Here is a 25406-nt window from a genome sequence, read left to right on the forward strand (position 1 = left end):
CACCAGCGTAATCGCGGCCGCCGACACCTCGGCGCCGGCGGAGGAGACGGATTCGCCCCGGCGGACCGCGGTTGCGTAGGCTCTCTCCGCAGGATTCCCCCGAAGGAGCAGCGTGGCAACGAACGACCGTCAGGCGCGCGAGGAACGCTCGCGCCTGCGCACCTACCAGGCCCGTCAGGAAGTGCACCGTCGCTCCGTGCGGCGACGCACCCGGGACAACGTCCTCGCCGGCATCGGGCTGGTGGTCGTGCTGACGCTCGCGGTGGTGGCCCAGCTGTTCTACTTCTCGGCCGGTCCGGGCGCGCCCGAGGCCACGCCGACGCCCACGCCGACCCCGGAGGCCGAGGCCCCGTCGCCCGACCTCGCCGAGGATCGCACCTGGGTCGGCGCACTGAGCCTCAACGACGTGCCGCTGTCGATCGAGCTCGACGGGCAGGCGGCCCCGCAGGCCGTCGCGAGCACGGTGAGCCTCGCCGACTCCGGCTTCTACGACGGCCTCGCCTGCCACCGGCTGACCACGCAGGGCATCTTCGTGCTGCAGTGCGGCGACCCGAACGGCGACGGCACCGGCGGCCCCGGCTACTCCTACGGCCCGATCGAGAACGCGCCCGCCGACGACGTCTACCCGGCAGGCACCATCGCGATGGCGCGGGCGGGCGGGGCCGCCGAGAGCCAGGGCAGCCAGTTCTTCATCGTGTACGAGGACTCGACGATCCCGTCCGACGCGGCCGGCGGCTACACCGTGATCGGTCGGGTCACCGACGGACTCGATGCGCTGCGCAGCGACATCACCGACCTCGGCGTCGCGGACGGCGCCCCCGACGGCGCGCCCGCCGACGCGGTGACCATCACGGCCTTCGAGGTCGAGTGAACGCGGCCCCGGAGCCCCGAGGGCACGTCCGGCGGCCCGCTCCGGGGGTGCAATAGGCTTGAAGCCGTCTTCCCGCCGCGCATGCGGCATCCGACCGACGACAGGGTGACTTTCGTGACCGATTCAGCACAGCAACCGTGGGGCCGCGTCGACGAGACGGGCACCGTCTTCGTGCGGACCAGCGAGGGCGAGCGCGAGGTCGGGCAGTACCCCGACGCGACGCCGGAGGAGGCGCTGGCCTACTTCGAGCGCAAGTACGCGGACCTCGCCGGCGCCGTGGCACTGCTCGAGCAGCGCGTGCGCCGCGGCGCGCCTGCGGCCGATGTCGCGAAGGCCGTCGCCACGCTCCAGTCCAGCGTCGCCGACGCCCACGCGGTCGGCGACCTCGAGGCGCTCGCGCGCCGCCTGGATGCGCTGTCGGGGACGACCCAGGAACTCACCGTGCAGCAGCAGGCCGAGGCGAAGGCCGCACTGGCCGACGCCATCGTCGAGCGCACGCGCATCGTCGAGGAGGCCGAGTCCCTCGCGGCCCAGGACCCGGCGAAGACCCAGTGGAAGCAGACGTCGGCGGCACTCGACGACCTCTTCGCCCGGTGGCAGCAGCACCAGCAGGACGGACCGCGCCTGCCCAAGGGCGAGGCGAACGAGCTCTGGAAGCGCTTCCGCGCGGCCCGCTCCACGATCGAGCAGCACCGCAAGGCGTTCTTCGCCGAGCTCGACGCCCAGCACCGCGAGGTCCGGCAGCGCAAGCAGCACCTGATCGAACGCGCCGAGGCGCTCGCCCCGCGCGGGGCGGACGGGGTGCCGGAGTACCGCGCCCTGCTCGACGAGTGGAAGCAGGCCGGTCGCGCGGGCAAGAAGGTCGACGACGCGCTCTGGGCGAAGTTCAAGGCCGCGGGCGACGTGCTCTTCCAGGCCAAGGCCGAGATCGACGCGAAGGACGACGAGGAGTATCGCGCCAACCTCGAGCAGAAGCGCGCGCTCCTCGACGAGGCCGACACGCTCCTCTCCGCGACTGATTCGCGGTCCGCGCGCTCCACGCTGAACGGCATCCAGCGCCGCTGGGACGAGATCGGCCGGGTGCCCCGTGACCAGGTCCGCTCGGTGGAGGACCGCCTGCGCAAGGTCGAGAACCACGTGCGGGCCCTCGAGGACGAGCGCTGGGAGCGCGAGGACCCGGAGAAGAAGGCTCGCTCCGAGGGCATGCTCGGGCAGCTGCACGACGCGATCGAGAAGCTCGAGTCCGAGCTCGCCGACGCCGAGGCGTCCGGCGATGCCGAGGCCGCCGCCGCGGCGCGCGAGGCCCTCGACGCGCGGCGCGCCTGGCTCAAGGCCGTCGGCGGCTGACGCGTCCGGCGCGCGGCGGGTCCGTTCGTCGGGGCCGTCGGCCCTCCTCAGGGGAGCCGACCGCCCCCTCGTCCACAGGTTCCGACCTGGTCCCCGACGCGGCGGCCGGATGGCCGAGCATGGACGCATGGCCAGACTCCCCGCCGTCCTCGACTCCCGCGACCTCCCGCTCGCCGAGCTGTGCGCGGCGCGCATCGACGGCGAGCTCATGCGGCTCGGCGAGCGGTGGTGCCCGATCGACGAACCCGACCTGCCCGCGCTTCGCGCGGCCGCGATCGCGCCTGCGACGCCGACGTCCACGATCCTGGAACGGCGATCGGCGGCATGGGTGCACGGTGCGCTCGCCGTGCCTCCTCGCACCATCGAATGCTGCGTGCCGCACACCGAGCGGGTGTCCGTCCGCTCGATCCCGTCCGGAGTCCGGCTGCGCGAGGTCGCGATCACGCCCGATGAGGTGGCGAGCATCGGCGGCATCCGGTGCACCCGGCTCGATCGGACCATCTACGACCTGGTGCGCGATCCGCACGCCGCTCCCGAGGTGGTCGGCATCGTCGCGGGCCTCCTCGCGATCGGACCCGGCGCGGGGCAGCGCGCCCGCGAACGCATCGAGCGGGCGCACCGGATGCCGCACAAGTCGGTCGCCCTCGAACGTCTGGCCGAGGCCGCAGCCCGCCCCGAGGCCGCGGCCTAGCCGTCGCTGACGCGGTACACGTCGTAGACCGCGTCGATCCGGCGCACCGCGTTCAGCACGCGGTCGAGGTGGGTCGTGTCGCCCATCTCGAAGACGAACCGGCTGATCGCAAGTCGGTCGGTCGAGGTCGAGACGTTGGCAGACAGGATGTTCACGTGGTGCTCGCTCAGCACACGGGTCACGTCCGACAGCAGCCCGGCACGGTCGAGGGCCTCGATCTGGATCTGCACCAGGAAGACGCTCTTCGAACTGGGCGCCCACTCGACATCGATCATCCGGTCGGGCTCGCGCAGCAGCGACTGCACGTTGTGGCACGACGCCTGGTGCACCGAGACCCCCGAGCCGCGGGTGATGAAGCCGACGATGTCGTCGCCGGGGACGGGCGTGCAGCACCGTGCGATCTTGACCAGGATGTCGGGTGCCCCGCGAACGAGCACGCCCGAATCGCTGGTCCGCGGCAGCGGCCGCGAGCGCACCGGGATCGGCGGCAGCTCGGGCTCGTCGACGTCGTCGTCGTCGCGGACCAGCGCGACGACCTTCTCGATGACGGACTGCGTGGACACGTGCCCTTCGCCGACGGCGGCGTACAGCGCCGAGACGTCGTCGTACCGCAGTTGCGCCGCGACCTCGGCGAACGACTCCTGGCTCATGAGCTTCTGCAGCGGCAGGTTCTGCTTGCGCATGGCCCGCGCGATGGCATCGCGGCCCTGCTCGATGGCCTCGTCGCGACGCTCCTTCGTGAACCACTGCCGGATCTTGCTCCGGGCACGCGGGCTCTTGACGAAGGTCAGCCAGTCCTTGCTCGGGCCCGAGTCGGGGTTCTTCGACGTGAACACCTCGACGACGTCGCCACTCGTGAGCTCGCTCTCGAGCGGCACCAGCCGGCCGTTCACCTTCGCACCCATCGTCCGGTGACCGACCTCGGTGTGCACCGCGTACGCGAAGTCGACCGGCGTCGCGCCTGATGGGAGCCCGATCACGCGCCCCTTCGGGGTGAAGACGTAGACCTCCTTCGCACCGATCTCGAAGCGCAGCGAATCGAGGAACTCACCCGGATCGGTCGTCTCCGCCTGCCAGTCGGAGATGTGCGCCAGCCACGCCATGTCGGCGTCCCCGCTCGTCCCCGAGTCGGCACGGCCCGTGGCCATCCGCTCCTTGTACTTCCAGTGCGCCGCGACACCGTACTCGGCGCGCTGGTGCATGTCATGGGTGCGGATCTGGATCTCGACCGGGCGTCCCTTGGGGCCGATGACCGTCGTGTGCAACGACTGGTAGAGGTTGAACTTCGGCGTCGCGATGTAGTCCTTGAACCGCCCGGGCACCGGGGTCCAGCGGGCGTGGATGGAACCGAGGATCGCGTAGCAGTCGCGCACCGAGTTCACCAGCACGCGGATCCCGACCAGGTCGTAGATGTCGTCGAAGTCGCGGCCGCGCACGATCATCTTCTGGTAGATCGAGTAGTACTGCTTCGGTCGCCCCACGACCTTGCCGCGGATCCGCGCGGCCTTGAGGTCCTCTCCGACCAGGTCGATGACCGACTGCACGTACTCCTCGCGCTGCGGCGTGCGCTGCTTGACCAGGCTCTCGATCTCGGCGTACAGCTTCGGGTACAGGACCGCGAACGAGAGGTCCTCGAGCTCCCACTTGATGGCCTGGATGCCCAGCCGATGCGCCAGCGGCGCGTAGATCTCGAGCGTCTCGGTCGCCTTGCGCGAGGCGGACGCCGCGGGCACGAAGCCCCACGTCCGCGCGTTGTGGAGGCGGTCGGCGAGCTTGATGATGAGCACGCGGATGTCCTTGGACATCGCGACGATCATCTTGCGGACCGTCTCGGCCTGCGTCGAATCGCCGTACTTGACCTTGTCCAGCTTGGTGACGCCGTCGACGAGCATCGCGATCTCGTCGCCGAAGTCGGCACGGAGCTGGTCGAGCGTGTACGAGGTGTCCTCGACGGTGTCGTGCAGGAGCGCCGCCGCCACGGCCTTCGAGCCGATGCCGAGGTCGGCGAGGATCTGCGCGACCGCGATCGGGTGCGTGATGTACGGCTCGCCGCTCCGGCGCTTCTGGCCGGCATGGGCCTGATCGGCGACGGTGTACGCGCGCTCGACGACCGAGACGTCGGCCTTCGGATGGTGCATCTTGACCGTCCGGATGACGCCGTCGATCGCTCCGGTCGGCAGTGCCTTGGAGAAGATGCGCGGCACGAGACGGCGCAATGACGCCGTCGAGTTGACACCGGTCTCGGTCATGGGCCCCACACCTCCAGACCTCAATTATCACCGCTTCCGGGGCGCCCGGGGACCACCGGTCCCCGGGCCCCGGTCAAGCGACGGTGACGGCCTCGGCCGAGCTGCCGCCCGCGCGCTCGCGCTCCTTGAGGACCTTCTGGTCGTGACGCTTGATCGCCGGCTCGCCCTCTCGCAGCTGCGAGTAGAGCGGTGCCGCGATGAACACCGTCGACCAGGTGCCCACGATGATGCCGATGAGCAGGGCCAGCGAGATGTCGCGAAGGGTGTCCGCCCCGAGCACGCCCGCGCCGATGAAGAGGATCGCCGCGACCGGGAGCGCCGCCACGACGCTCGTGTTGATGGAGCGCACGAGCGTCTGGTTGACGGCGAGGTTGACCGATTCCGCGAAGGTGCGACGCGACTCCATGCCGTCGTCCGTCGTGTTCTCGCGGATCTTGTCGAACACGACGACCGTGTCGTAGAGCGAGTAGCTGAGGATCGTCAGGATGCCGATCATCGCGGCCGGCGTGACCTCGAAGCCGACCGCGGCGTAGACCCCCGCGGTGACGATGAGGTCGCCGAGCAGCGAGAGCATCGCGGCGAGCGACATCTTCCAGGTGCGGAAGTACAGCGCCATGATGATCGCCGCGAGCAGCAGGAAGGCGAGGAGGCCGACGAGCGCCTGCCGTGTCACGTCGGCGCCCCAGCTCGCCCCGATGAACGAGGACGTCACCTCGGACTCGGGCACGCCGTACGCATCGGCGAGGGCAGCCGTCAGCTGGCGGGACTCGGCCTGCTCGAGCTGGTCGGTCTGCACCCGGACGCCCTCGTCGCCGACGATCGTGACGCGCGCGACCGCGTCAGGGGCGACCTCGGCGACCGCGTCGACGGCGGGCTGCGCCGTCGCCGATGAGACGCCGGAGATCTGGAACTGGGATCCGCCCCGGAACTCGATGCCGAAGTTGAAGCCGCGCGCGAACGGCATCAGCAGCGAGAGGATGATCAGCACTGCCGCGATCGCATACCACTTGCGGCGGCCGCCGACGAAGTTGAACGAGCGCTTGCCCGTGTAGAGGTCGTTGCCGAACGTCGTGAGTCGGTTGGCCATCAGGACTCCTTGCCTTCGCCGGCGCCGACCTTGGCGTCGGCCTGTGCCGCCTTGCGCTCGGCGATGGTCTGGCGCTTCTGCGCCTCGCGCGAGCTGGAGGCCGCCTTCTTCGCGGGCACTGCCACGGGCTTGCGGAACTCCGCACGACCGCGGTACACGGCGCCGAGCGCCTGCGGGTCGAGCCCGGACCATGGATGGCCGCTGGAGAAGAACCGCGTCTGCGCGAGCAGCTGCAGCATCGGGTGGGTGAACAGGATCACGACGACGACGTCGATGATGGTCGTGAGACCGAGGGTGAACGCGAAGCCGCGCACGCTGCCGACCGCGAGGATGAACAGCACGACCGCAGCCAGCAGGTTCACGCCCTTCGAGGCGAGCACGGTGCGCAGGGCGCGCTTCCAGCCGGCCTCGACCGCGCCGACGAGCGGACGCCCGTCGCGCAGCTCGTCGCGAACGCGCTCGAAGTACACGATGAACGAGTCGGCCGTGAAGCCGATCGCGACGATCAGGCCGGCGATGCCCGCGAGCGAGAGCCGGTATCCCTCGCGCCACGACAGGATCGTGATCGTGAGGTAGGTGATGATGCCGGCGATGATGAGCGAGGCGATCGTGACGCTTCCGAGCGCCCGGTACTGGAACAGCGTGTAGATCACCACGAGCACGAGGCCGATGAGGCCGGCGATGAGGCCGGACTGCAGCTGCGAGGTTCCGAGCGTCGCGGAGATGGTGTCCGAGGACTGCACCTCGAACGAGATCGGCAGGGCGCCGAACTTCAGCTGGTCGGCCAGGGCCTTGGAGGTCTCCTGGGTGAAGTTGCCCGTGATCTGCGGGCGGCCGTCGGTGATGACGGCGTTCATCTGCGGCGCCGACAGGACGGCGCCGTCGAGGACGAACGCGAACTGGTCGCGCGGCGTCTGGCCGTTCAGCGCGAACAGTCGCTGGCTGACGTCGGCGAACGACTCGGCTCCGCGGTCGTTGAAGACGATGTTGACCGCCCACTGCCCGGTGCTGGCGCCGGTCTGGGTCGACACCGTGCCGTTCGTCGCGTCGACGATGTCCTCGCCGCCGACCTCGACCGGGCCGAGCAGGTACTTGATGGTGCGGGTGTCATCGCAGGTGACGAGCGGCTGGTCGGACGGTGCGACGTTGGCGGTGCCCTCGTCGAGCGCGGCGCAGTCGAACGTGTCGAACTCGTCCTGCAGCGCGGGCGTGATCCAGTTCGGGTCGCTCGCGTCGGTGGGCTCCACCTCGGGCGTGTCCGACAGTTCCCCGTCGGCGCCGTCGGTGGCCTCGGGGGTGTCGGTGGGCGTGATCACCTGGTTGGCGGCGGCGTCCGCGAGGAGCACCGGGCGGAGCTCGAGCTTCGCCGACGACTCGATCCGGTTCCGGGTCTGCTCGTCGAGCTCGCCGGGGATCGCGACGACCACGTTCTCGCCGCCCTGGGTGTTGATCTCCGCCTCGGCGACGCCCGACGCGTCGACGCGCTGGCGGATGATCGCCACCGCCTGGTCGAGCTGCTCCTGGGTGACCGTCTCACCGTCCGCGAGCTGCGGGGCGAGGATGATCTGCGTGCCGCCCTCGAGGTCGAGCGCCAGCTTCGGGGTCCAGGACCCGTCGCCGAAGATCACCCCCGCGGCGTTGATGCCGAACAGGGCGACGATCAGGACGCCCAGCCAGGTCAGGGATCGCACGGCCTTGCGGACGGGCGTGGGTCGCGAGGACCGCTTCGATGGTGCAGCCACGGTTGTGCCTTCTCTGCAGGGAGCCCGCGCAGCATCGCGCGAGCAGAGCGGTGGGGTGGGCTCAGTCGTCCGACTTCTTGGCGTCGGGCGCCTCGTCGTTCGGCGTCTCGTCGACGCGCTCGCCGAACTCGGGCTCGCCCTCGACCGGGGTCGACGCCACGGCGGGCTCCTCGACGGGGTCGACGACGCGCGAGATCGTCTGGCGGTGCACGGTGAGCACCGTGCCCGGCGACGACTCCAGCTCGACCTGGTTCTCGTCCTCGTCGATCGACAGGATCGTGCCGAAGACCCCGAAGTTCGTCATGACCTTCGCCCCGGGCACGACCTTGGCCTGCAGGTCGCGCATCTCCGCCTGACGACGCCGCGAGTTGCGGAACATGAAGAAGATGAGCACCGCCAGGACGGCGAGCATGATGAGGGTCAGCGGATCCATGGAGTGGGAAACCTTCCGGTGTGCGCTCGGCGCACGATCAGGGGTGGGGTGGCCGAAGCCTCCAAGGATTATAGGTCATCGATGGGCAGCGTCGTCCCGGCGTCGGCGGTCTCACGCACGAGGCCGAAGTGCCGCCAGGCGTCCGACGTGGCCATGCGACCGCGCGGCGTGCGAGTGATCAGGCCGATGCGGACGAGGAACGGCTCGACGACCGCCTCGATCGTCTCAGCCTCCTCTCCGACCGACACCGCGAGCGTGTTCAGGCCCACCGGTCCCCCGCCGAACCGGTTCAGGATGGTGAGCATGACGGCGCGGTCGAGCCGGTCGAGGCCGAGCGCGTCGACGTCGTAGAGCTCGAGCGCCGCGCGGACGGCCTCGACGTCGGCGCTCCCGCCGTGCACGAGCGCGTAGTCGCGGACCCGGCGCAGCAGCCGGTTCGCGATGCGCGGGGTGCCCCGGCAGCGACCAGCGATCTCCGCGATCGCATCGCGGTCGATGTCGAGGCCGAGCATGACCGCCGCGCGCGCCAGCACCTGCTCGAGCTCCGCCTCGTCGTAGAACTCGAGGTGTGCCGTGAACCCGAACCGGTCGCGCAGGGGGTTCGGAAGCAGCCCGGCCCGGGTCGTCGCGCCGACGAGCGTGAACGGGGCGAGGTCGAGCGGGACGGAGGTCGCGCCGGCGCCCTTGCCGACCATGATGTCGATGCGGAAGTCCTCCATCGCCAGGTAGAGCATCTCCTCGGCGGAGCGCGCCATGCGGTGGATCTCGTCGATGAAGAGCACTTCGCCCGGCACGAGCGAGGAGAGGATCGCGGCGAGGTCGCCGGCGTGCTGGATGGCCGGCCCGCTCGACATGCGGAGCGGACGCCCGCCCTCGTGCGCCACGATCATCGCGAGCGTGGTCTTGCCGAGCCCGGGCGGGCCCGCGAGGAGGATGTGGTCGGGTGTGCGCTGCTGCATCGCCGCGGCCGAGAGCAGCAGCTGCAGCTGGCCGCGCACGCGGGTCTGGCCGACGAACTCCTCGAGGCTCCTGGGTCGGAGCGCCCCCTCGAACGCGAGTTCCGCCTCGGAGGCGAGTTCCGGATCGGTCAGGTCCTCGGTGCTCATCGGGCGCGCGCTCCCTGCTGGGCCGGTCCGAGCCTCGCGAGCGTCAGCCGGAGCAGGACGGGCACCGAGGCCGCAGCCGCCTCGTCGGCGGTCTCAAGGGTCTCGGCGAGCGCCTCGCCGGCGAGCCGCTCGGACCAGCCGAGACCGGTCAGCGCAGCGAGCACGTCGTCGGCGATGCCGCCGGTGGCGACCGGGGCACCGGATGCCGCCGCGGCGGGCGCGACCACCTTGCCCGCGAGCGAGACGGTGATCAGCTTGGCCGTCTTGGGGCCGATCCCGCTCACGCGGCGGAACGCGGCGTCGTCCTCGGACTCGACCGCGCGGGCCACGTCGGCGGGCGACATCGTCGACAGCACGCCGAGCGCCGACTTCGGGCCGACGCCGGTGACGCCGATCAGCAGCGCGAACACCTCGAGTTCGTCGGTCGTCGCGAAGCCGAAGAGCGTGAGCGAGTCCTCCCGGACCACGAGCGACGTGTGCACGAGCACCTCGTCGCCCTCGCGACAGGCGAGGACGAACGCGGGAGTGGCGTTCACGAAGTAGCCCACGCCCGAGACCTCGACCACGAGGGAACTGCCGGAGGCCTGGAGCACGCGACCGCGGAGGGAGGAGATCACTCCTTCACCCTACGGGCCGCCCCCGACACGCTCGCGGCACGCTCTGCGGCGAGCCACGCACGCTGCGCCGGCGTCATCGGCGTGCCGGTCGCATCGCCGCCGGAACGCCGCCCGGCCGGACCGCCGCGCGCCGACGCATCCGCGATCGCGGCTCCCGCGGCACCTCCGGTCCGCCACGCGTGGCAGATCGCGAGCGCGAGCGCGTCCGCGGCATCCGCGGGCTTGGGCACCGCCTCGAGGCCCAGGATGCGCGCGACCATGGTGCCGACCTGCTTCTTGTCGGCGCGACCGTACCCGGTGATCGCCGCCTTCACCTCGCTCGGCGTGTGCAGCGCCACCGGCAGCACGCGGCGCGAGGCGATGAGCATCGCCACGCCCGAGATCTGCGCCGTGCCCATGATCGTCGAGACGTCGCTGCGCGCGAACACCCGTTCGAGTGCGACGGCGTTCGGGCGGTGCTCCTCGATGATCGCCTCGAGTCCGTCCGCGATGCGCTCGAGTCGCGCCGGCGTCGGCAGGTCGGCGGGCGAGCGCAGCACGACGACGTCGACGAGCCTGGCCGTCCGGTCCGGGGCGACGTCGACGACGCCCACGCCGCAGCGGGTCAGCCCGGGATCGATGCCGAGGACCCGCACGGGCACTACTCCGAGTCCGCCTCGAGTTCGGCCTGCACCTCGGCGGTGAGGTCGAAGTTGCTGTAGACGTTCTGCACGTCGTCGCTGTCCTCGAGCGCGTCGATGATGCGGAAGACCTTCTTCGCCGTCTCGGCATCGATCTCGACCTTGAGGTTCGGCACGAACTCCACGTCGGCGGACTCGTAGTCCAGCCCGGCGTCCTGCAGGGCGGTCCGCACGGGGACCAGGTCGGTCGCCTCGGTGACCACCTCGAAGCCCTGCGCGTGCGGCTCGACCTCCTCGGCGCCCGCCTCGAGCGCCGCCATCATCACGTCGTCCTCGGTGGTGCCGTCGCCCGACACGACGATGACCCCCTTGCGCGAGAAGTTGTAGGCGACCGAGCCCGGGTCGGCGAGCGTGCCGCCGTTGCGCGAGAGCGCGGTGCGCACCTCGGCCGCGGCGCGGTTCTTGTTGTCGGTGAGGCACTCCACCATGAGCGCGACGCCGCTGGGGCCGTAGGCCTCGTACATGATGTTCATGTACTCGACGCTCTCGCCGGAGATCCCCGCGCCGCGCTTGATGGCGCGATCGATGTTGTCGTTCGGGACCGAGGTCTTCTTGGCCTTCTGGACCGCGTCGTAGAGCGTCGGGTTGCCCGCCAGATCGGCGCCGCCGAGCTTCGCGGCGACTTCGATGTTCTTGATGAGCTTGGCGAACGACTTCGCACGGCGCGCGTCGATGACGGCCTTCTTGTGCTTGGTCGTCGCCCACTTGGAATGCCCGGACATGCCTCTCCCGACTCGGTGATCAGTACCCGGACATTCTAGGCCAGCGCTCCCCCACCGACCGGCGACGGGCGCGCCGGAGGGCCCGACGAGGCGCCGCGGGACGCACCGGGATCAGGCGACCTCCGGCATCCCCGCCGGGAAGAGCTCGCGATGCCAGGCCGTGTAGCGGCGCTTCAGCATGATCGCCCACAGCAGCCTGACGGGCGCGGGCATGTGCGCCCGGAACCACTCGGAGCGCTCGTCCTCGGGCACGGCATCGAGCATCAGGCCGAGCTGCACGGGCAGCCCGTCCTTCGGGATGCGCTCCTGCCCGTGCTCGCCGAGCGCACTCCATTCCCGTTGGCTCAGCTCCTCGGCGGCGACCGGGATGATGTCGTCCTCCTCGTCCCGGAGGTGCACGCCGAGCAGCGCACCGACGTCGTCGAGCGCGATCGCGAGGGCTTCGGCCGTTTCCGCGTCCGGCTGGTCCCGCCAGCGGGGCGAGGCCGACTCGACGCGACCGAGGAGTTCGGCGACCCGGCGATGCTGCTCGCGCATCAGCTCGACGGTCGCCTCGCACGCGGGCCGTCGTGCCTCGACCTTGCCGAACAGCAGTTCGTCCTCGGCCTCGTGGTGCAGGTGGAGTGCGAGGGCGACGAGGTCGACGGAATCGGCGACGACGCCGGCGCGGGCCCGATCGCCGGGCGGCGCCGTTCGCACGAGCTTCGGCATCTCACGGAACCCCCAGCGGAAGATCCGGTGGACGATCAGGATGTCCGACGTGTCGCAGCCGACCGTCTCCCCCTCGGGGAGTTCATCGGAGGTGCTCGGGAGGCGCTCTGCCATGGGGGTATCAAACCCCGTCGACCGACGATCCGCCAGAGGTCCCGTGCGGGCTCCGACGCCGAATCGGCGATCGACCGGGACGGCATGCCCCCGGCGAACGCCCGGCGCGCTACGCCGCGGCGCCCACCGCCGCCCGGACCTTGTCGAGGAAGTAGGCGTGGAACCGATGATCGCCGAGGATCTCGGGATGGAAGCTCGTGCCGACCAGGCCGCCCTGCTCGACCGCCACGACGCGACCGTCGGGCAGCGCCGCGAGCGGCGTCGCGCGCTCCCCGACGGACTCGACGACCGGCCCGCGGATGAAGACCGCGCGCACCGGCGGCTCGCCGAGCACCGGGATGTCGAGTTCGACCTCGAACGACTGGTTCTGGGAGCCGAACGCGTTCCGGCGCACGACCACGTCGAGCCCGCCGAGGTTCTGCTGGCCCGGGATCGCCTCGAGCACGGTGTCGGCGAGCATGATGAGCCCGGCGCACGTGCCGTACACGGGCATGCCCTCGGCGATGCGGCGCCTGAGCGGCTCCGCCACGCCGAAGGCCCGCGACAGCTTGTCCATGACGGTCGACTCGCCGCCGGGGATCACGAGTCCGTCGATGCCCTCGACGTCCTCGGGACGGCGCACCAGCACGATGCGCGCCCCGAGGCCTGCGAGCACGCGTGCGTGCTCGCGGAAGTCGCCCTGCAGCGCCAGGACGCCGACGGTCGGGCCTGCGGCATCCGCCAGGCCCTGCGACTCGTCGCGGAGGGTCACCATCCGCGCTCGGCGAGGCGGTGCGGCGCCGCGAGGTCGGCGACGTTGATGCCGACCATGGCCTCGCCCAGGCCGCGCGACACCTCGGCGATCACCTTCGGGTCGTCGTAGAACGTGGTGGCCTTGACGATCGCGGCCGCACGCTGCTCGGGGTTGCCCGACTTGAAGATGCCGGAACCGACGAAGACGCCGTCGGCGCCGAGCTGCATCATCATCGCCGCGTCGGCCGGGGTCGCCACGCCGCCCGCGGTGAAGAGCACGACCGGGAGCTTGCCGGTCTCGGCGACCTCGAGCACCAGCTCGTACGGCGCCTGCAGCTCCTTCGCGGCGACGTAGAGCTCGTCGCGCGTCATCGACTTCAGCTGGTTGATCTCGGAGGTGATCTTGCGGATGTGCTTGGTCGCCTCGGAGACGTCGCCCGTGCCGGCCTCGCCCTTGGAGCGGATCATGGCGGCACCCTCGTTGATGCGGCGGAGGGCCTCGCCGAGGTTGGTCGCCCCGCAGACGAAGGGGGTCGTGAAGGACCACTTGTCGATGTGGTTGACGTAGTCGGCGGGCGAGAGCACCTCGGACTCGTCGATGTAGTCGACCTCGAGCGCCTGGAGCACCTGGGCCTCGACGAAGTGGCCGATGCGGGCCTTCGCCATCACCGGGATCGACACCTCGGCGATGATCGCCTCGATGAGGTCGGGGTCGCTCATGCGCGCGACGCCGCCCTGGGCGCGGATGTCGGCGGGGACCCGCTCCAGTGCCATGACGGCGACGGCGCCGGCGTCCTCGGCGATCCGGGCCTGCTCGGGCGTGACGACGTCCATGATCACGCCGCCCTTCAGCATCTCGGCGAGGCCGCGCTTGACTCGGCTCGAGCCGATCTCGGCAGTGCTCATCGTGATTCCCTTTCGACGGATGACGCGCGATCGCGCGACGGATGACGCGCGATCGCGCAAATTCTCGGACAAGGCGCTTGCTTGGCCTAGGCCAAAAGATAGCATGGACCGGACCCTGCACTTCGACGCGTATCGGATCGTGACATGACCCTCGAGATCACCGGCCGCTCCGCCGCGGACATCGCCGCGAGCGTGCGCGCGCTCGTCGAGCGCGGCGCCCTGCGGCCGGGCGATTCGCTGCCGCCGGTGCGCAATCTCGCCGACCACCTGGGCGTGAACCGGAACACGGCCGTCGCCGCCTACCGCCAGCTCACCTCGGCCGGCGTCCTCGTCACCCGCGGCCGCGGCGGCACGCTCGTCGCCGACCGCTCCGCGGTGTCCCAGGAGGGCTTCGCCGCCGACAGCGTGTTACGCGACGTCGCGACCGGCAACCCGGATCCCGACCGGATCCCGGACCCGTCCCGCGCGCTCGCGCGCATGGCCGGCCGCCCGGTGCTCTACGGCGAACCGGTCGTCGATCCCGGCCTGGAGCGGTGGGCGCGGGAATGGATGGCGGCCGACCTCGCGCCGTCCGACGTGCGCCTCACGGTCACGAGCGGCGCCGCCGACGCGGTCGAGCGCCTGCTCGCCCAGGCCCTCGTGCGCGACGACGCGGTGGCCCTCGAGGATCCCTGCTTCCTGACCAGCATCCACACGGTGCGGGTGGGCGGGTACCGGCCGGTGCCGGTCCCGGTCGACGACGAGGGCATGACGGCCGACGGGTTGCGCGCCGCGCTCGACCAGGGCGTCCGTGCCGTCGTGTGCACGCCGCGCGCGCAGAACCCGACGGGCGCGAGCCTGACCGAGCGGCGCGCCGACGAGCTCCGCGCCGTGCTGCGCGACCACCCGTACGTGCTCGTCATCGAGGACGACCACTTCTCGATGCTCTCGCGCGACACGTTCAGATCGATCATCGGGCCGGAGCACCGGCGATGGGCGCTCGTGCGGTCGGTCTCGAAGTTCCTCGGCCCCGACATGTGCCTCGCCGTCACGGCATCCGACCCGGAGACCGCCGACCGGCTCTCCATGCGGCTGAGCCCGGGCACGACCTGGGTCAGCCACCTCCTCCAGCGGCTCACGCTGTCCCTCGTCACCGACCCGGTGGTGGCACGGAGCATCGCCGACGCCGGCGAGCACTACGCGTCGCGGAACGAGGCGTTCGCCGCGCGACTCACCGAGCTCGGCGTGCCCGCCGGAGCGGGCGACGGCCTCAACCTCTGGGTGCCGTTGCCGGTGCCGGCTCGCGACGTGTCCGAGCAGCTCATGCGCCGTGGATGGCTGGTTCGCGCCGGCGACGAGTTCGCCCTGGCCGACGAGCCCGCGGGCCACCGCCTCCGGCTGACGGTGCACGACCTGTCCGACGCCGACGCCGAGCGGCTCGCGAACGACGTCGCCGCGGCCGTCCGCGCGGCCGGCGGCCCGCTCGCCGCCCCGGGGATGGAATGATCGTCGGGTGAAGGTCCTCTCCATCCAGTCCGCGGTCGCATACGGTCACGTCGGCAACTCGGCGGCCGTGTTCCCCCTCCAGCGCATCGGCGTCGAGGTCATGCCGGTCTACACGGTGAACTTCTCCAACCACACGGGCTACGGCGCCTGGCGCGGCCCGATGATCGGCCCGGACGACGTGCGAGCGGTGATCGACGGGATCGAGGACCGCGGCGTGTTCCCCGAGGTCGACGTCATCCTGTCCGGCTACCAGGGCGGCGAGGGCATCGCCGACGTCATCCTCGACGCGGTCGCCCGCATCAAGGCCGTGAACCCCGACGCGATCTACGCGTGCGACCCGGTCATGGGCAACGCCAAGAGCGGCTGCTTCGTCGCCCCGGCGATCCCGATCCTGCTGCGCGAGCGCGTCGTCCCCGCCGCGGACCTGATCACGCCGAACCAGTTCGAGCTCGGCTACCTCACCGGAACCGAGCCGGGCTCGCTCGAGTCGACGCTCGAGTCGGTCGACCTCGTCCGCGCGTCCGGCCCGCGCACGGTCCTCGTGACCAGCGTCGAGCGACCCGACGCCGAGGACGGCACGATCGAGATGCTCGCGGTCGACGACGATGGTGCGTGGATCGTGCAGACCCCGCGCCTGCCGCTGAAGGCCAACGGCTCGGGGGATGTCACCGCGGCGCTGTTCACCGCCCACTCCCGCCGCACCGGTTCCGTGCGCGACGCACTCGCGATGACCGCGTCGAGCGTGTTCGACCTCCTGTCGAACACCCACGAGTCGGGGCAGCGGGAACTGCGGCTCATCGAGTCCCAGGATGCCTACGCGCACCCGCGCATGCAGTTCGAGGTGCGTCGGGTGCGCTGACGCCGCGGCCTCAGCGGGGCCAGGCCTCGGCGAGCTCCTCGCGCACCTCGCCGAGCAGGCGCGGCAGCGCCTTCGTGCCCGCGATGATCGGGAAGAAGTTCGCGTCGAGGGCCCAGCGCGGCACGATGTGCTGGTGCAGGTGCCCGGCGATGCCGGCGCCGGCGATGCGGCCCTGGTTCATGCCGATGTTGAAGCCGTCGCAGCGCGAGACCTGCTTGACGGTGCGCATGGCGACCTGGGTGAGCTCGCCGATCTCGACGACCTCCTCGGGCGTGGCCTCGTCGTACGTCGCGATGTGGCGGTACGGGCAGACCAGCAGGTGGCCGCTGTTGTACGGGTACAGGTTCAGCAGCACGTAGGCGTGCGTCCCACGCGCGACGATCAGCGACTGCTCGTCGCTCAGCTCGGGCGCGCGGCAGAACGGGCAGGCATGCTCGTCCGGTTGCTGCCCGTGCTGGATGTAGACCATCCGGTGCGGCGTCCAGAGGCGCTGGAACGCATCGGGCACCCCCGCGAGGTCGGCCGCGTCATCCGTCGGGACGCCGTCGAACTCGTCGGGCTGGTACGCGCTGGTCATGCGAACAGGTCGTCCCTGGTGCTGATCTGGCGACGATCGGCGATCGCCTCGTGGATGCGGCGCTCGGCCTCGGCGATCGAGACGCCGTTCTCCTGCGTGCCGTCACGGAAGCGGAAGCTCACGGTCTCGGCGGTTCGGTCGTTCTCGCCCGCGATGAGCTGGATCGGCACCCTCTGCTTGGTGTGCGTGCGGATCTTCTTCTGCATCCGGTCGTCGCTGGTGTCGAGCTCGGTCCGGACGCCCGCTCCGGAGAGCTGGGTGAGGATGCCGCCGAGGTACGGGGCGTACTCGTCCGCGACGGGGATGCCCACGACCTGCACGGGCGAGAGCCAGAGCGGGAACGCGCCTGCGTAGTGCTCGGTGAGCACGCCGAAGAAGCGCTCGATCGACCCGAACTTCGCCGAGTGGATCATCACGGGCTGCTGGTGCGTGCCGTCCGCCGCGGTGTACTCGAGGCCGAAGCCCTCGGGCTGGTTGAAGTCGTACTGGATGGTCGACATCTGCCAGGTGCGGCCGATCGCGTCGCGTGCCTGCACCGAGATCTTCGGGCCGTAGAAGGCGGCGCCGCCCGGGTCGGGCACGAGCTCGAGGCCGGAGCGCTCCGCGACCTCGCGCAGCACGTTCGTCGCGACCTCCCACTGCTCGTCGGTGCCCTTGAACTTGTCGGAGTCCGCGTCACGGGTCGACAGCTCGAGGTAGAAGTCGTCGAGGCCGAAGTCGCGCAGCAGGCCCAGCACGAAGTTCAGCAGGTGATCGATCTCGGCGGGCGCCTGCTCCGGCGTGACGTAGCTGTGCGAGTCGTCCTGCGTGAGACCGCGGACGCGAGTGAGGCCCTGTACGACACCCGACTTCTCGTACCGGTAGACCGTGCCGAACTCGAAGAACCGCAGCGGAAGCTCGCGGTACGAACGCCCGCGAGAGCGGTAGATGAGATTCTGCATCGGGCAGTTCATCGCCTTGAGGTAGTACTCGCTGTTCTCCAGCTCCATCGGCGGGAACATCGTGTCCTTGTAGTACGGCAGGTGTCCGGACATCTCGAAGACGTGCGCCTTCGTGATGTGCGGCGTCGAGACGTACTGGAAGCCCTCCTCGATGTGCCGCCGGCGGACGTAGTCCTCCATCTCCCGCTTGATCACACCGCCCTTGGGGTGGAAGACGGGCAGGCCCGAGCCGATCTCGTCGGGGAAGCTGAACAGGTCGAGCTCGAGGCCGAGCTTGCGGTGGTCGCGGCGGGCGGCCTCCTCGAGCCGGTGCTGGTAGGCGCGCAGCTCATCCTTGGTCGGCCACGCGGTGCCGTAGACGCGCTGCAGCTGCGGGTTCTTCTCCGACCCGCGCCAGTACGCGGCGGCGACGCGCATGAGCGCCCAGCCGTTGCCGATCATCCGGGTGTTCGGCAGGTGCGGACCGCGGCAGAGGTCCATCCAGGCCACCTCGCCCGTCTTCGGGTCGACGTTGTCGTAGATCGTCAGCTCGCCGCCGCCGACCTCGACGTTCTCGTTGTCGTCGCCGGATGCGGCCGAGCCCTTCAGCCCGATGAGCTCGAGCTTGTAGGGCTCGCCGGCGAGCTCGACGCGCGCCTCGTCGTCGCCGACGACCCGGCGCACGAAGCGCTGGCCGGAGCGGATGATCCGCGCCATCTCCTTGTCGAGGACCTTCAGGTCCTCCGGGGTGAAGGGCTCGGCGACGTCGAAGTCGTAGTAGAAGCCGTCGGTGACCGGCGGGCCGATGCCGAGCTTCGCGTCGGGATTGACCTTCTGCACGGCCTGGGCGAGCACGTGCGCCGTCGAGTGCCGCAGGATCGCCAGCCCGTCGGGCGAGTCGATCGTGACCGGCTCGACGGTGTCGGCATCCGTCACCGTCGTCGCGAGGTCCTTGAGCTCGCCGTTGACGCGCATCGCGACAACGGATCGATCGGTGAAGAGCTCGAAGCCGTCGGCCAAGTGGATCCACTCCCCTGCTGTGTGAGACGCAACCCCTCAACTGTAGTCGCGTGCGCCGCACGTGCCGCGCGCGTCGCGGTCCGATCCCGCGGCCGACGATCGACGACCCCCGAACGGGCGTGGCGGCGGCCGATCCCGGCCTGCCACGCTCCTCACGGATGGAGGCATCGAGGCCTCCTCAGGAGATCGGAGCGCGTCATGAACCGCACCACCCTGTTCCACGCCGCCGCCGCCGTCGCCGTCGCGGTCCTCGTCGCCGCCGGGGGCACCGCGGCGCAGGCGCACGATGACGACCTGCCCGAGCTGCCGCCGGGCGCCCTCCTCCCCGACGTGATCGAGGAGGTGCCGCACCACCTGCAGATCCAGAACACGCAGCAGCGCGAGTTCCTGCGGTTCTCGACCACCCACATCAACATCGGCGAGGGCAACCTCCAGATCCGCGGCGGCGGCCAGGTCGAGCCGTGCGTCTCCGACGACATCGGGTACGACGAGTGCACGGTGGCCACGCAGGAGATCCTCGACGCCGCGGGCGACGTGGTGGCCACGCACGACGCCGGCAGCGCGGTGTTCCACCCGGAGCACAACCACTGGCACCAGTCGGCGGTCGCGCTGTTCGACATCCGGAGCGCCGCCCCGGGCGACGACCCGGACGACCCGGCGACGTGGAGCACCGTCTGGTCGGAGGGCGTGAAGATCACGTTCTGCTTCGTCGACATCGAGTTCATCGGCGACACCGGCTCGCTCAAGAAGGTGAAGCCGCGCACCTACTTCGAGTGCAACGGAGAGCTGCAGGGGCTCGCATCCTGGTGGGCGGACTCGTATCACCAGTCGACCCCGCTGCAGGAGCTCGACGTCACCGACGTCCCGGACGGCGAGTACGTGCTGACCCACCTGGCCGACCCCGACGGGCACTGGATCGAGTCCGACGAGACCAACAACTTCACGTGGGTGAAGTTCCGGCTGAGCCGGACGAGCTCGAACGCGAAGGTCGAGGTGCTCGACCACTCGCCGTGCGAGCCGCTGGTCATCTGCGGATTCGGCGGCAACCCCTGATCCGACGCGAGCGCGGGTGCGGCCCGCACCGGCTCCCCTCGGAGACGACGAAGGCCCCGGCTGCTGCCGGGGCCTTCGTGCTGGTGGGCGATACTGGGATCGAACCAGTGACCTCTTCCGTGTCAGGGAAGCGCGCTACCGCTGCGCCAATCGCCCGTGACCTGAGTCGAGCCGCACGGGCCCTGCTCGAGGTGGATACGGGATTCGAACCCGTGTATACGGCTTTGCAGGCCGCTGCCTCGCCTCTCGGCCAATCCACCGTTGCTTGGGTTCACCACCAAACGAACAAGAACCGGCTTGCGCCGGTTGCTTGATCAGAGCGGATGACGAGACTCGAACTCGCGACCCTCACCTTGGCAAGGTGATGCGCTACCAACTGCGCCACATCCGCGTTTGCGATCCGCATTTCTGCGTGCAGAAAGACGATAACCCATCCGATGAACGAATGACAAACCGAGCGCGACCAGCGGGTCGTTCGGGCCGGTCACCTGCCCATTCCGGGTGCGCGATCCGGGCGTGTCGTCGGCCCGCGGTCGCCGCTCGCGGCCACGCTCGACACCACCCTCGGGAGCCCCGGTGCGCCGATGTGCAATCCACCCGGCCCGTGGGCTAGTATCGATCCGCGGCCGGATCCCATCGGGCCGCGTATCCCACATGGGCGATTGGCGCAGCTGGTAGCGCGCTTCCTTCACACGGAAGAGGTCGTCGGTTCGAGCCCGGCATCGCCCACCGAGATCGAGACGCCCCCGGTTCCCCGGGGGCGTTCGTCGTTCCCGGGGTCGGCCGCGCGTTCGGAGCGACCCGGACCTCACCCCCAAGCCGTACCGGCGGGCGAGCGCCTCGACGACCCGCTCGTACCGCGACACGTCGAGTGACGCGGCCTCGCGTCGCATCCCGTCGGCGTGGATGCGGAACACCCGGTCGATCCGCGCCCAGCTCGGTCTCCCGTCGCGATCCCACGGGCCGGCGCCGAGCTCGACCGCGTCGGGGTCGCCCTCCTGCGGACGGCTCGTGAGTGGGACCGCGAGGAAGGTGTCGTCCTCGCCCGCCGCGACGACGACGACCGGGCGGTCCTTGCCACGGCCGTCGCGCTCCACGTAGGGCACCCAGGTCCAGACGACCTCTCCCGGATCCGGCTCGCCGTCGCGCTCGGGGGTGTACGAGAAGGCCACGCGGCCGACCCGACCGGGGTCGAGTTCCACCGTCGCGGCCGGGCCGAAGCGACCCGGGGAGCCGGGGTCATGCGAGGAGCGACCGGAGGACGCCGTCGCGCCTGCCGACGGGTCGGGACGCGGCCGGGAGGCCGTCGAGGACGAGAACGGTCGGATGACACGCCCGAGGGCGGTGAGGAAGCGGCGGGCGTCAGGCACACCCGCACACTATCCCCACCGCCCTCGCGGTGATCGCAGGATCAGACGGTCTCGAGCTTGTAGCCCTCCTCGCCGTGGACGATCGTGTCGATGCCCGCCAGCTCGTCCTCGTTCTTGACCCGGAAGCCGATCGTCTTCTCGATGGCGAAGCCGACCACGAGGGCGACGATGAACGAGTAGAGCAGGACGCCGACGGCGGCGATCGCCTGCACGGCGAGCTGGCCGAGGTCGCCGCCCACGAAGAGGCCGGTCTCGGTCGCGAAGAAGCCGAGGTAGAGCGTGCCGATGAGGCCGCCGACGAGGTGGATGCCCACGACGTCGAGCGAGTCGTCGAAGCCCCACTTGAACTTCAGCTCGATCGCGATGGCGCAGACGGCGCCGGCGACGACGCCGAGGAGCGTCGCCCAGCCCGGGGTCAGGTTGGCACAGGCCGGGGTGATGGCGACGAGGCCCGCGACGGCGCCCGAGGCGGCACCGACCGAGGTCGGCTTGCCGTCCTTGATCTTCTCGACGACGAGCCAGGCGAGGATCGCGGCGGCGGTGGCCACGAGCGTGTTGACGGCGATGAGGCCGACGCCGGGCATGCCCTCGGCGAGGAACTCCGCGCCGGCGTTGAAGCCGAACCAGCCGAACCACAGGATCGAGGCGCCGAGCAGGGTCAGCGGCACGTTGTGCGGCTTGTCCATGCCCTTCTGGAATCCGACGCGCTTGCCGAGCACCAGCGCGAGCGCGAGTGCCGCAGCACCGGCGTTGATGTGGACCGCGGTACCACCGGCGTAGTCGATCACGCCCGGGAGGCCGAGGTTGTCGCCGAGCGAGAGGATCCAGCCGCCGCCCCACACCCAGGCCGCGACCGGGAAGTAGACGAGGGTGGCCCAGATGCCGGCGAAGATCATCCACGCGCCGAACTTCGCACGGTCGGCGATCGCGCCGGAGATCAGCGCGACGGTGATGATCGCGAACGTCGCGCCGAAGACCACGCCGAGCAGGTCGGCATTGGCGCTCTCACCGGAGGCGATGCCGGCGAGCCCGAAGTCGGAGAACGGGTTGCCCGAGAACTCCCACGCGCTGCCGACCGCGCTCATGTTGAAGCCGTACAGCACCCAGAGGACGCTGATGAGTCCCATTGCGCCGAAGCTCATCATCATCATGCTGACGACGCTCTTCGCCTTCACCAGGCCGCCGTAGAAGAACGCGACGCCCGGCGTCATGAAGAGCACGAGCGCGGATGCCGTGACGGCCCACGCGATGTTGCCGCTATCCATAGGTAATCCTCACACCTCTTGGTTTGCAGGGGACGTACCGCGAGGGGGATGAGACAGGGGCTCGGTCTCGGGGTACGGGGATCAGAATGGTGCGGCAACGTTTCGACGACGGGGCCTCGCACGTTTCGCAACGGTTACGGAATCGTCCCGTATGTAACGAGCGTGTTTCCGGATGCCGCGATGCGCCTCCGAATGCGCGCGCGGCCGGGGTCGCGGAACGGACCCGACCGATGCGGCCGGGGCCGTGCGACGGGGGGCCGCGGCTCAGTCGTGCGGCGGGAGCTCGCCCGTCGTGAGGGCGATCATGCGCGACATCGAGCGCAGGTACTTCTTTCGGTACCCGCCGTCGAGCATGTCGCCGCCGAAGACCTCGTCGAGCGGCGTGCCGCCGGCCATGATCGGCACCTCGGCGTCGTACACCCGGTCGATGAAGGCGACCAGCCGGAGCGCCGCGTTCTGGTCGGTGAGCTCGTGCACGCCGGTGAGGCCGATGAACTCGATCCCGTCGATGAGCTTGATGTACTTCGACGGGTGCACGGTCGACAGGTGCGACATGAGGGCGTCGAACGAGTCGAGCGAGACGCGGTGCCCTCGCCCGGAGAGCGTGGCCGCCGCGTGCTCGACCGCGTCGTCGTCCGCGAGCACCTCCGCGTGCCCCTCGGTATCGCGTCGACGGTAGTCGAGTCCGTCGATCCGCAGGGTCTCGAAGTTCGAGGAGAGCCCGTGGATCTCGCGGAGGAAGTCGGCGGCCGCGAAGCGTCCCTCGCCGAGGGCGTTCGGTGGCGTGTTGCTCGTCGCCGCCACGCGGGTGCCGCCGGCCATGAGCTCGCCGAGGAAGCGGGTCATGAGCATCGTGTCGCCCGGGTCGTCGAGCTCGAACTCGTCGATGCAGATGAGCCGCGCGCCCTTCAGCAGCTGCACGGCCGGCGCGTAGCCGAGGGCGCCGACCAGGGCGGTGTACTCGATGAACGTGCCGAAGTACTTCGGGCCGTGCGCGACGTGCCAGAGCGCGGCGAGCAGGTGGGTCTTGCCGACGCCGAACCCGCCGTCGAGGTAGACGCCGGGCAGTTCGATGCGCGCCGGGCGCTTGCGCGAGAAGAAGCCGCCCGGTCGCTGCGCGGCTCGCCACGCGCCCGCGAACGTGTTCAGACGGTCGAGCGCGGCCTGCTGGGACGGGAAGTCGGGGTCGGGCCGGTACGACTCGAACGAGGCGTGCTCGAACTGCGGCGGCGGGACCAGCTCAGAGGCGATCTCCGCCCCGGTGATCGAGGGGTTGCGGTCGACGAGGTGCTCGATCGCGGATGCCGATGCAGGGGTCATGGGCGTCAGGCTCCTGTTGCCGAGGATGACGGGCACGGTGCCGATGCCCCGCACCACGCGTAGATTCGTCGATGGACGGGTCACCAGCCTAGTCCGCTCCCCGATCCGCCTTCGCCCCACCGGGCGTCCACTGGAGGTCCCCATGCCCGTCGAGTTCGATCCCGCCGCCAAGCTGGCCGAATACGCCCACCCCGAGCGTCTCGTGACCACTGAATGGCTCGCCGAACGCCTGGACGCCCCGGGGCTGGTCGTCGTGGAATCGGACGAGGACGTGCTCCTCTACGAAGTCGGCCACATCCCCGGCGCGGTCAAGGTCGACTGGCACACGGAGCTGAACGACCCGGTCGTGCGCGACTACCTCGACGGAGCGCAGTTCGCCGACCTGCTGGGCGGCAAGGGCATCTCGCGCGACGACACCGTCGTGATCTACGGCGACAAGAACAACTGGTGGGCCGCATACGCGCTCTGGGTCTTCACGCTGTTCGGTCACGAGGATGTGCGCCTGCTCGACGGCGGGCGCGACAAGTGGATCGCCGAGGGCCGCCCGCTCACGATCGATGCACCGCGACGCGAGCGCGTCGACTACCCGGTCGTGGAACGCGACGACACGACGATCCGGGCCTTCAGGGAGGACGTGCTCGCGCACTTCGGCGACCCCCTCATCGACGTCCGCTCGCCCGAGGAGTACACCGGCCAGCGCACGCACATGCCGGCCTACCCCGAGGAGGGGGCGCTGCGCGGCGGCCACATCCCGACCGCGGCCTCGGTGCCGTGGGCCCGTGCCGCGGCCGAGGACGGCACGTTCCGCACCCGGACCGAACTGGACGCGATCTACCGCGACGAGGTGGGCCTGCACGACGGCGACGACGTCATCGCGTACTGCCGCATCGGGGAGCGCTCGAGCCACACCTGGTTCGTGCTCACCCACCTGCTCGGCTTCGACCGGGTCCGCAACTACGACGGATCGTGGACCGAGTGGGGCAGCGCCGTCCGCGTGCCGATCGCGACGGGTCCCGAGCGCGGCGAGGTCCCCGGGCGGTAGTCCGGCCGCGCGGGCGCCGGGCGATGGGAGAATGGACCGGATGGATGCCACGACCCTGCCCCCGGCGCTCGCCGAGACGCGCGAGGACTTCCTCGCGCTCGGCGTGCGCGACCGGCTGACGCTCCTGCTCGACTTCTCGAACGAGCTCCCCGAGCTCCCCGAGCGCTATCGCGACCACCCCGACCTGCTCGAACGGGTCGAGGAGTGCCAGTCCCCCGTGTACATCTTCGTCGAGCTCGACGACGACGGGCTGGTGCACATGCACGCGACGGCCCCGGCGGAGGCGCCCACCACGCGCGGCTTCGCGTCGATCCTCGCGCAGGGCTTGGACGGCCTGACGCCCGAGGAGGTCATGTCGGTCCCGGCGGACTACCCGCAGTCGCTCGGCTTGAACGAGGCCGTCTCACCGCTGCGGGTGCGCGGGATGTCGGGCATGCTCGCCCGCGCGAAGCGCCAGCTCTCGGAGCGGCTCGCGGCCTGACCTCCT

The 25406-nt window shown here is 70.6% G+C and carries 23 protein-coding genes, 4 tRNA genes and 1 pseudogene; 9 read left to right on the forward strand and 19 right to left on the reverse strand.

Features of this window, described 5'->3' with window-relative positions; translation table 11 throughout:
* The first annotated feature begins 112 nt into the window (after positions 1-112).
* The 3 genes from ABME01_RS10295 (at position 113) to ABME01_RS10305 (ending at position 2909) form a co-directional block, all read left to right on the forward strand.
* The gene (locus tag ABME01_RS10295) at positions 113-871 is read left to right on the forward strand and encodes a peptidylprolyl isomerase (RefSeq protein WP_353828316.1); all 759 of its coding nucleotides are present in this window, start codon (positions 113-115) and stop codon (positions 869-871) included.
* Positions 872-985: 114 nt separating this feature from the next.
* Positions 986-2218, forward strand: a complete 1233-nt coding sequence (locus ABME01_RS10300) for a DUF349 domain-containing protein (protein WP_353828317.1) — start codon at positions 986-988, stop codon at positions 2216-2218.
* A gap of 127 nt (positions 2219-2345) precedes the next feature.
* A complete protein-coding gene (locus ABME01_RS10305) occupies positions 2346-2909 on the forward strand; it encodes a hypothetical protein (protein ID WP_353828318.1) in 564 nt (187 codons plus the stop codon).
* Here the strand turns inward: ABME01_RS10305 and ABME01_RS10310 are convergent.
* The 11 genes from ABME01_RS10310 to pdxS form a co-directional block, all read right to left on the reverse strand.
* Positions 2906-5158: a RelA/SpoT family protein gene (locus tag ABME01_RS10310; protein WP_353828319.1), complete on the reverse strand. Its 2253-nt coding sequence runs from the start codon at positions 5156-5158 to the stop codon at positions 2906-2908. The genes ABME01_RS10305 and ABME01_RS10310 overlap by 4 nt on opposite strands.
* A gap of 73 nt (positions 5159-5231) precedes the next feature.
* Positions 5232-6245: a protein translocase subunit SecF gene (secF, locus tag ABME01_RS10315; protein WP_353828320.1), complete on the reverse strand. Its 1014-nt coding sequence runs from the start codon at positions 6243-6245 to the stop codon at positions 5232-5234.
* On the reverse strand, positions 6245-7987 hold the full coding sequence (secD, locus tag ABME01_RS10320; protein ID WP_353828321.1) for a protein translocase subunit SecD: 1743 nt from the start codon (positions 7985-7987) through the stop codon (positions 6245-6247). The genes secF and secD overlap by 1 nt, the downstream gene beginning before the upstream one ends.
* Positions 7988-8048: 61 nt before the next feature.
* Positions 8049-8420: a preprotein translocase subunit YajC gene (yajC, locus tag ABME01_RS10325; protein WP_353828322.1), complete on the reverse strand. Its 372-nt coding sequence runs from the start codon at positions 8418-8420 to the stop codon at positions 8049-8051.
* A gap of 68 nt (positions 8421-8488) precedes the next feature.
* Positions 8489-9526: a Holliday junction branch migration DNA helicase RuvB gene (gene ruvB, locus ABME01_RS10330; RefSeq protein WP_353828323.1), complete on the reverse strand. Its 1038-nt coding sequence runs from the start codon at positions 9524-9526 to the stop codon at positions 8489-8491.
* Positions 9523-10143: a Holliday junction branch migration protein RuvA gene (gene ruvA / locus ABME01_RS10335; RefSeq protein ID WP_353828324.1), complete on the reverse strand. Its 621-nt coding sequence runs from the start codon at positions 10141-10143 to the stop codon at positions 9523-9525. The genes ruvB and ruvA overlap by 4 nt, the downstream gene beginning before the upstream one ends.
* Positions 10140-10778 (reverse strand): crossover junction endodeoxyribonuclease RuvC, encoded by a 639-nt coding sequence (ruvC, locus tag ABME01_RS10340; RefSeq protein WP_353828410.1) that lies wholly within the window; start codon positions 10776-10778, stop codon positions 10140-10142. The genes ruvA and ruvC overlap by 4 nt, the downstream gene beginning before the upstream one ends.
* Positions 10779-10783: 5 nt before the next feature.
* Complete coding sequence (locus ABME01_RS10345) at positions 10784-11545, reverse strand: YebC/PmpR family DNA-binding transcriptional regulator (RefSeq protein ID WP_353828325.1); 762 nt, start codon at positions 11543-11545, stop codon at positions 10784-10786.
* Between the two features lie 111 nt (positions 11546-11656).
* Positions 11657-12370 carry a hemerythrin domain-containing protein gene (locus ABME01_RS10350; RefSeq protein ID WP_353828326.1) on the reverse strand — a complete coding sequence of 238 codons (714 nt, stop codon included), beginning with the start codon at positions 12368-12370 and terminating at the stop codon, positions 11657-11659.
* 109 nt (positions 12371-12479) lie between these two features.
* Entirely contained in the window at positions 12480-13124 is a 645-nt protein-coding gene (gene pdxT / locus ABME01_RS10355) for a pyridoxal 5'-phosphate synthase glutaminase subunit PdxT (protein WP_353828327.1), read from the reverse strand.
* Positions 13118-14008 carry a pyridoxal 5'-phosphate synthase lyase subunit PdxS gene (gene pdxS / locus ABME01_RS10360; RefSeq protein WP_353828328.1) on the reverse strand — a complete coding sequence of 297 codons (891 nt, stop codon included), beginning with the start codon at positions 14006-14008 and terminating at the stop codon, positions 13118-13120. The genes pdxT and pdxS overlap by 7 nt, the downstream gene beginning before the upstream one ends.
* Before the next feature lie 144 nt (positions 14009-14152).
* Between pdxS and ABME01_RS10365 the strand changes: the two genes are divergently transcribed.
* Together ABME01_RS10365 and pdxY are read left to right on the forward strand one after the other, a co-directional pair.
* Positions 14153-15493, forward strand: coding sequence for an aminotransferase class I/II-fold pyridoxal phosphate-dependent enzyme (locus ABME01_RS10365; protein ID WP_353828329.1), 1341 nt, complete (start codon positions 14153-14155; stop codon positions 15491-15493).
* A gap of 7 nt (positions 15494-15500) precedes the next feature.
* Complete coding sequence (pdxY, locus tag ABME01_RS10370) at positions 15501-16352, forward strand: pyridoxal kinase PdxY (RefSeq protein ID WP_353828330.1); 852 nt, start codon at positions 15501-15503, stop codon at positions 16350-16352.
* 10 nt (positions 16353-16362) lie between these two features.
* On the opposite strand, the gene ABME01_RS10375 is transcribed toward pdxY, so the two are convergent.
* Positions 16363-16929, reverse strand: coding sequence for an HIT family protein (locus tag ABME01_RS10375; RefSeq protein ID WP_353828331.1), 567 nt, complete (start codon positions 16927-16929; stop codon positions 16363-16365).
* A complete protein-coding gene (gene thrS, locus ABME01_RS10380; protein ID WP_353828411.1) occupies positions 16926-18824 on the reverse strand; it encodes a threonine--tRNA ligase in 1899 nt (632 codons plus the stop codon). Before thrS ends, ABME01_RS10375 begins: the two co-directional genes overlap by 4 nt.
* 243 nt (positions 18825-19067) lie before the next feature.
* On the opposite strand from thrS, the gene ABME01_RS10385 reads away from it, so the two are divergent.
* The gene (locus ABME01_RS10385; RefSeq protein ID WP_353828332.1) at positions 19068-19922 is read left to right on the forward strand and encodes a lysyl oxidase family protein; all 855 of its coding nucleotides are present in this window, start codon (positions 19068-19070) and stop codon (positions 19920-19922) included.
* Between the two features lie 81 nt (positions 19923-20003).
* Here ABME01_RS10385 and ABME01_RS10390 read toward each other — a convergent pair.
* From ABME01_RS10390 to ABME01_RS10400, 3 genes are all read right to left on the reverse strand, one after another.
* A tRNA-Val gene (locus ABME01_RS10390) sits at positions 20004-20078 on the reverse strand.
* Positions 20079-20111: 33 nt separating this feature from the next.
* A tRNA-Cys gene (locus tag ABME01_RS10395) sits at positions 20112-20182 on the reverse strand.
* Positions 20183-20240: 58 nt separating this feature from the next.
* Positions 20241-20313, reverse strand: a tRNA-Gly gene (locus ABME01_RS10400).
* A 265-nt stretch (positions 20314-20578) separates the two neighbouring features.
* Between ABME01_RS10400 and ABME01_RS10405 the strand changes: the two genes are divergently transcribed.
* Positions 20579-20651, forward strand: a tRNA-Val gene (locus ABME01_RS10405).
* A gap of 113 nt (positions 20652-20764) precedes the next feature.
* Here the strand turns inward: ABME01_RS10405 and ABME01_RS10410 are convergent.
* The 3 genes and pseudogenes from ABME01_RS10410 to zapE form a co-directional block, all read right to left on the reverse strand.
* Positions 20765-21292: pseudogene (locus tag ABME01_RS10410) on the reverse strand (type II toxin-antitoxin system PemK/MazF family toxin); the annotation flags it as partial.
* 41 nt (positions 21293-21333) lie between these two features.
* On the reverse strand, positions 21334-22557 hold the full coding sequence (locus tag ABME01_RS10415; protein WP_353828333.1) for an ammonium transporter: 1224 nt from the start codon (positions 22555-22557) through the stop codon (positions 21334-21336).
* Between the two features lie 264 nt (positions 22558-22821).
* Complete coding sequence (gene zapE / locus ABME01_RS10420) at positions 22822-23877, reverse strand: cell division protein ZapE (protein WP_353828334.1); 1056 nt, start codon at positions 23875-23877, stop codon at positions 22822-22824.
* 142 nt (positions 23878-24019) lie between these two features.
* Between zapE and ABME01_RS10425 the strand changes: the two genes are divergently transcribed.
* Complete coding sequence (locus ABME01_RS10425) at positions 24020-24919, forward strand: sulfurtransferase (RefSeq protein WP_353828335.1); 900 nt, start codon at positions 24020-24022, stop codon at positions 24917-24919.
* A gap of 40 nt (positions 24920-24959) precedes the next feature.
* Entirely contained in the window at positions 24960-25400 is a 441-nt protein-coding gene (locus ABME01_RS10430; protein ID WP_353828336.1) for a SufE family protein, read from the forward strand.
* Positions 25401-25406: the final 6 nt, after the last annotated feature.

It is taken from the genome of Agromyces litoreus (assembly GCF_040496015.1).
In the GTDB taxonomy this organism is placed as follows: Bacteria; Actinomycetota; Actinomycetes; order Actinomycetales; family Microbacteriaceae; genus Agromyces; species Agromyces litoreus.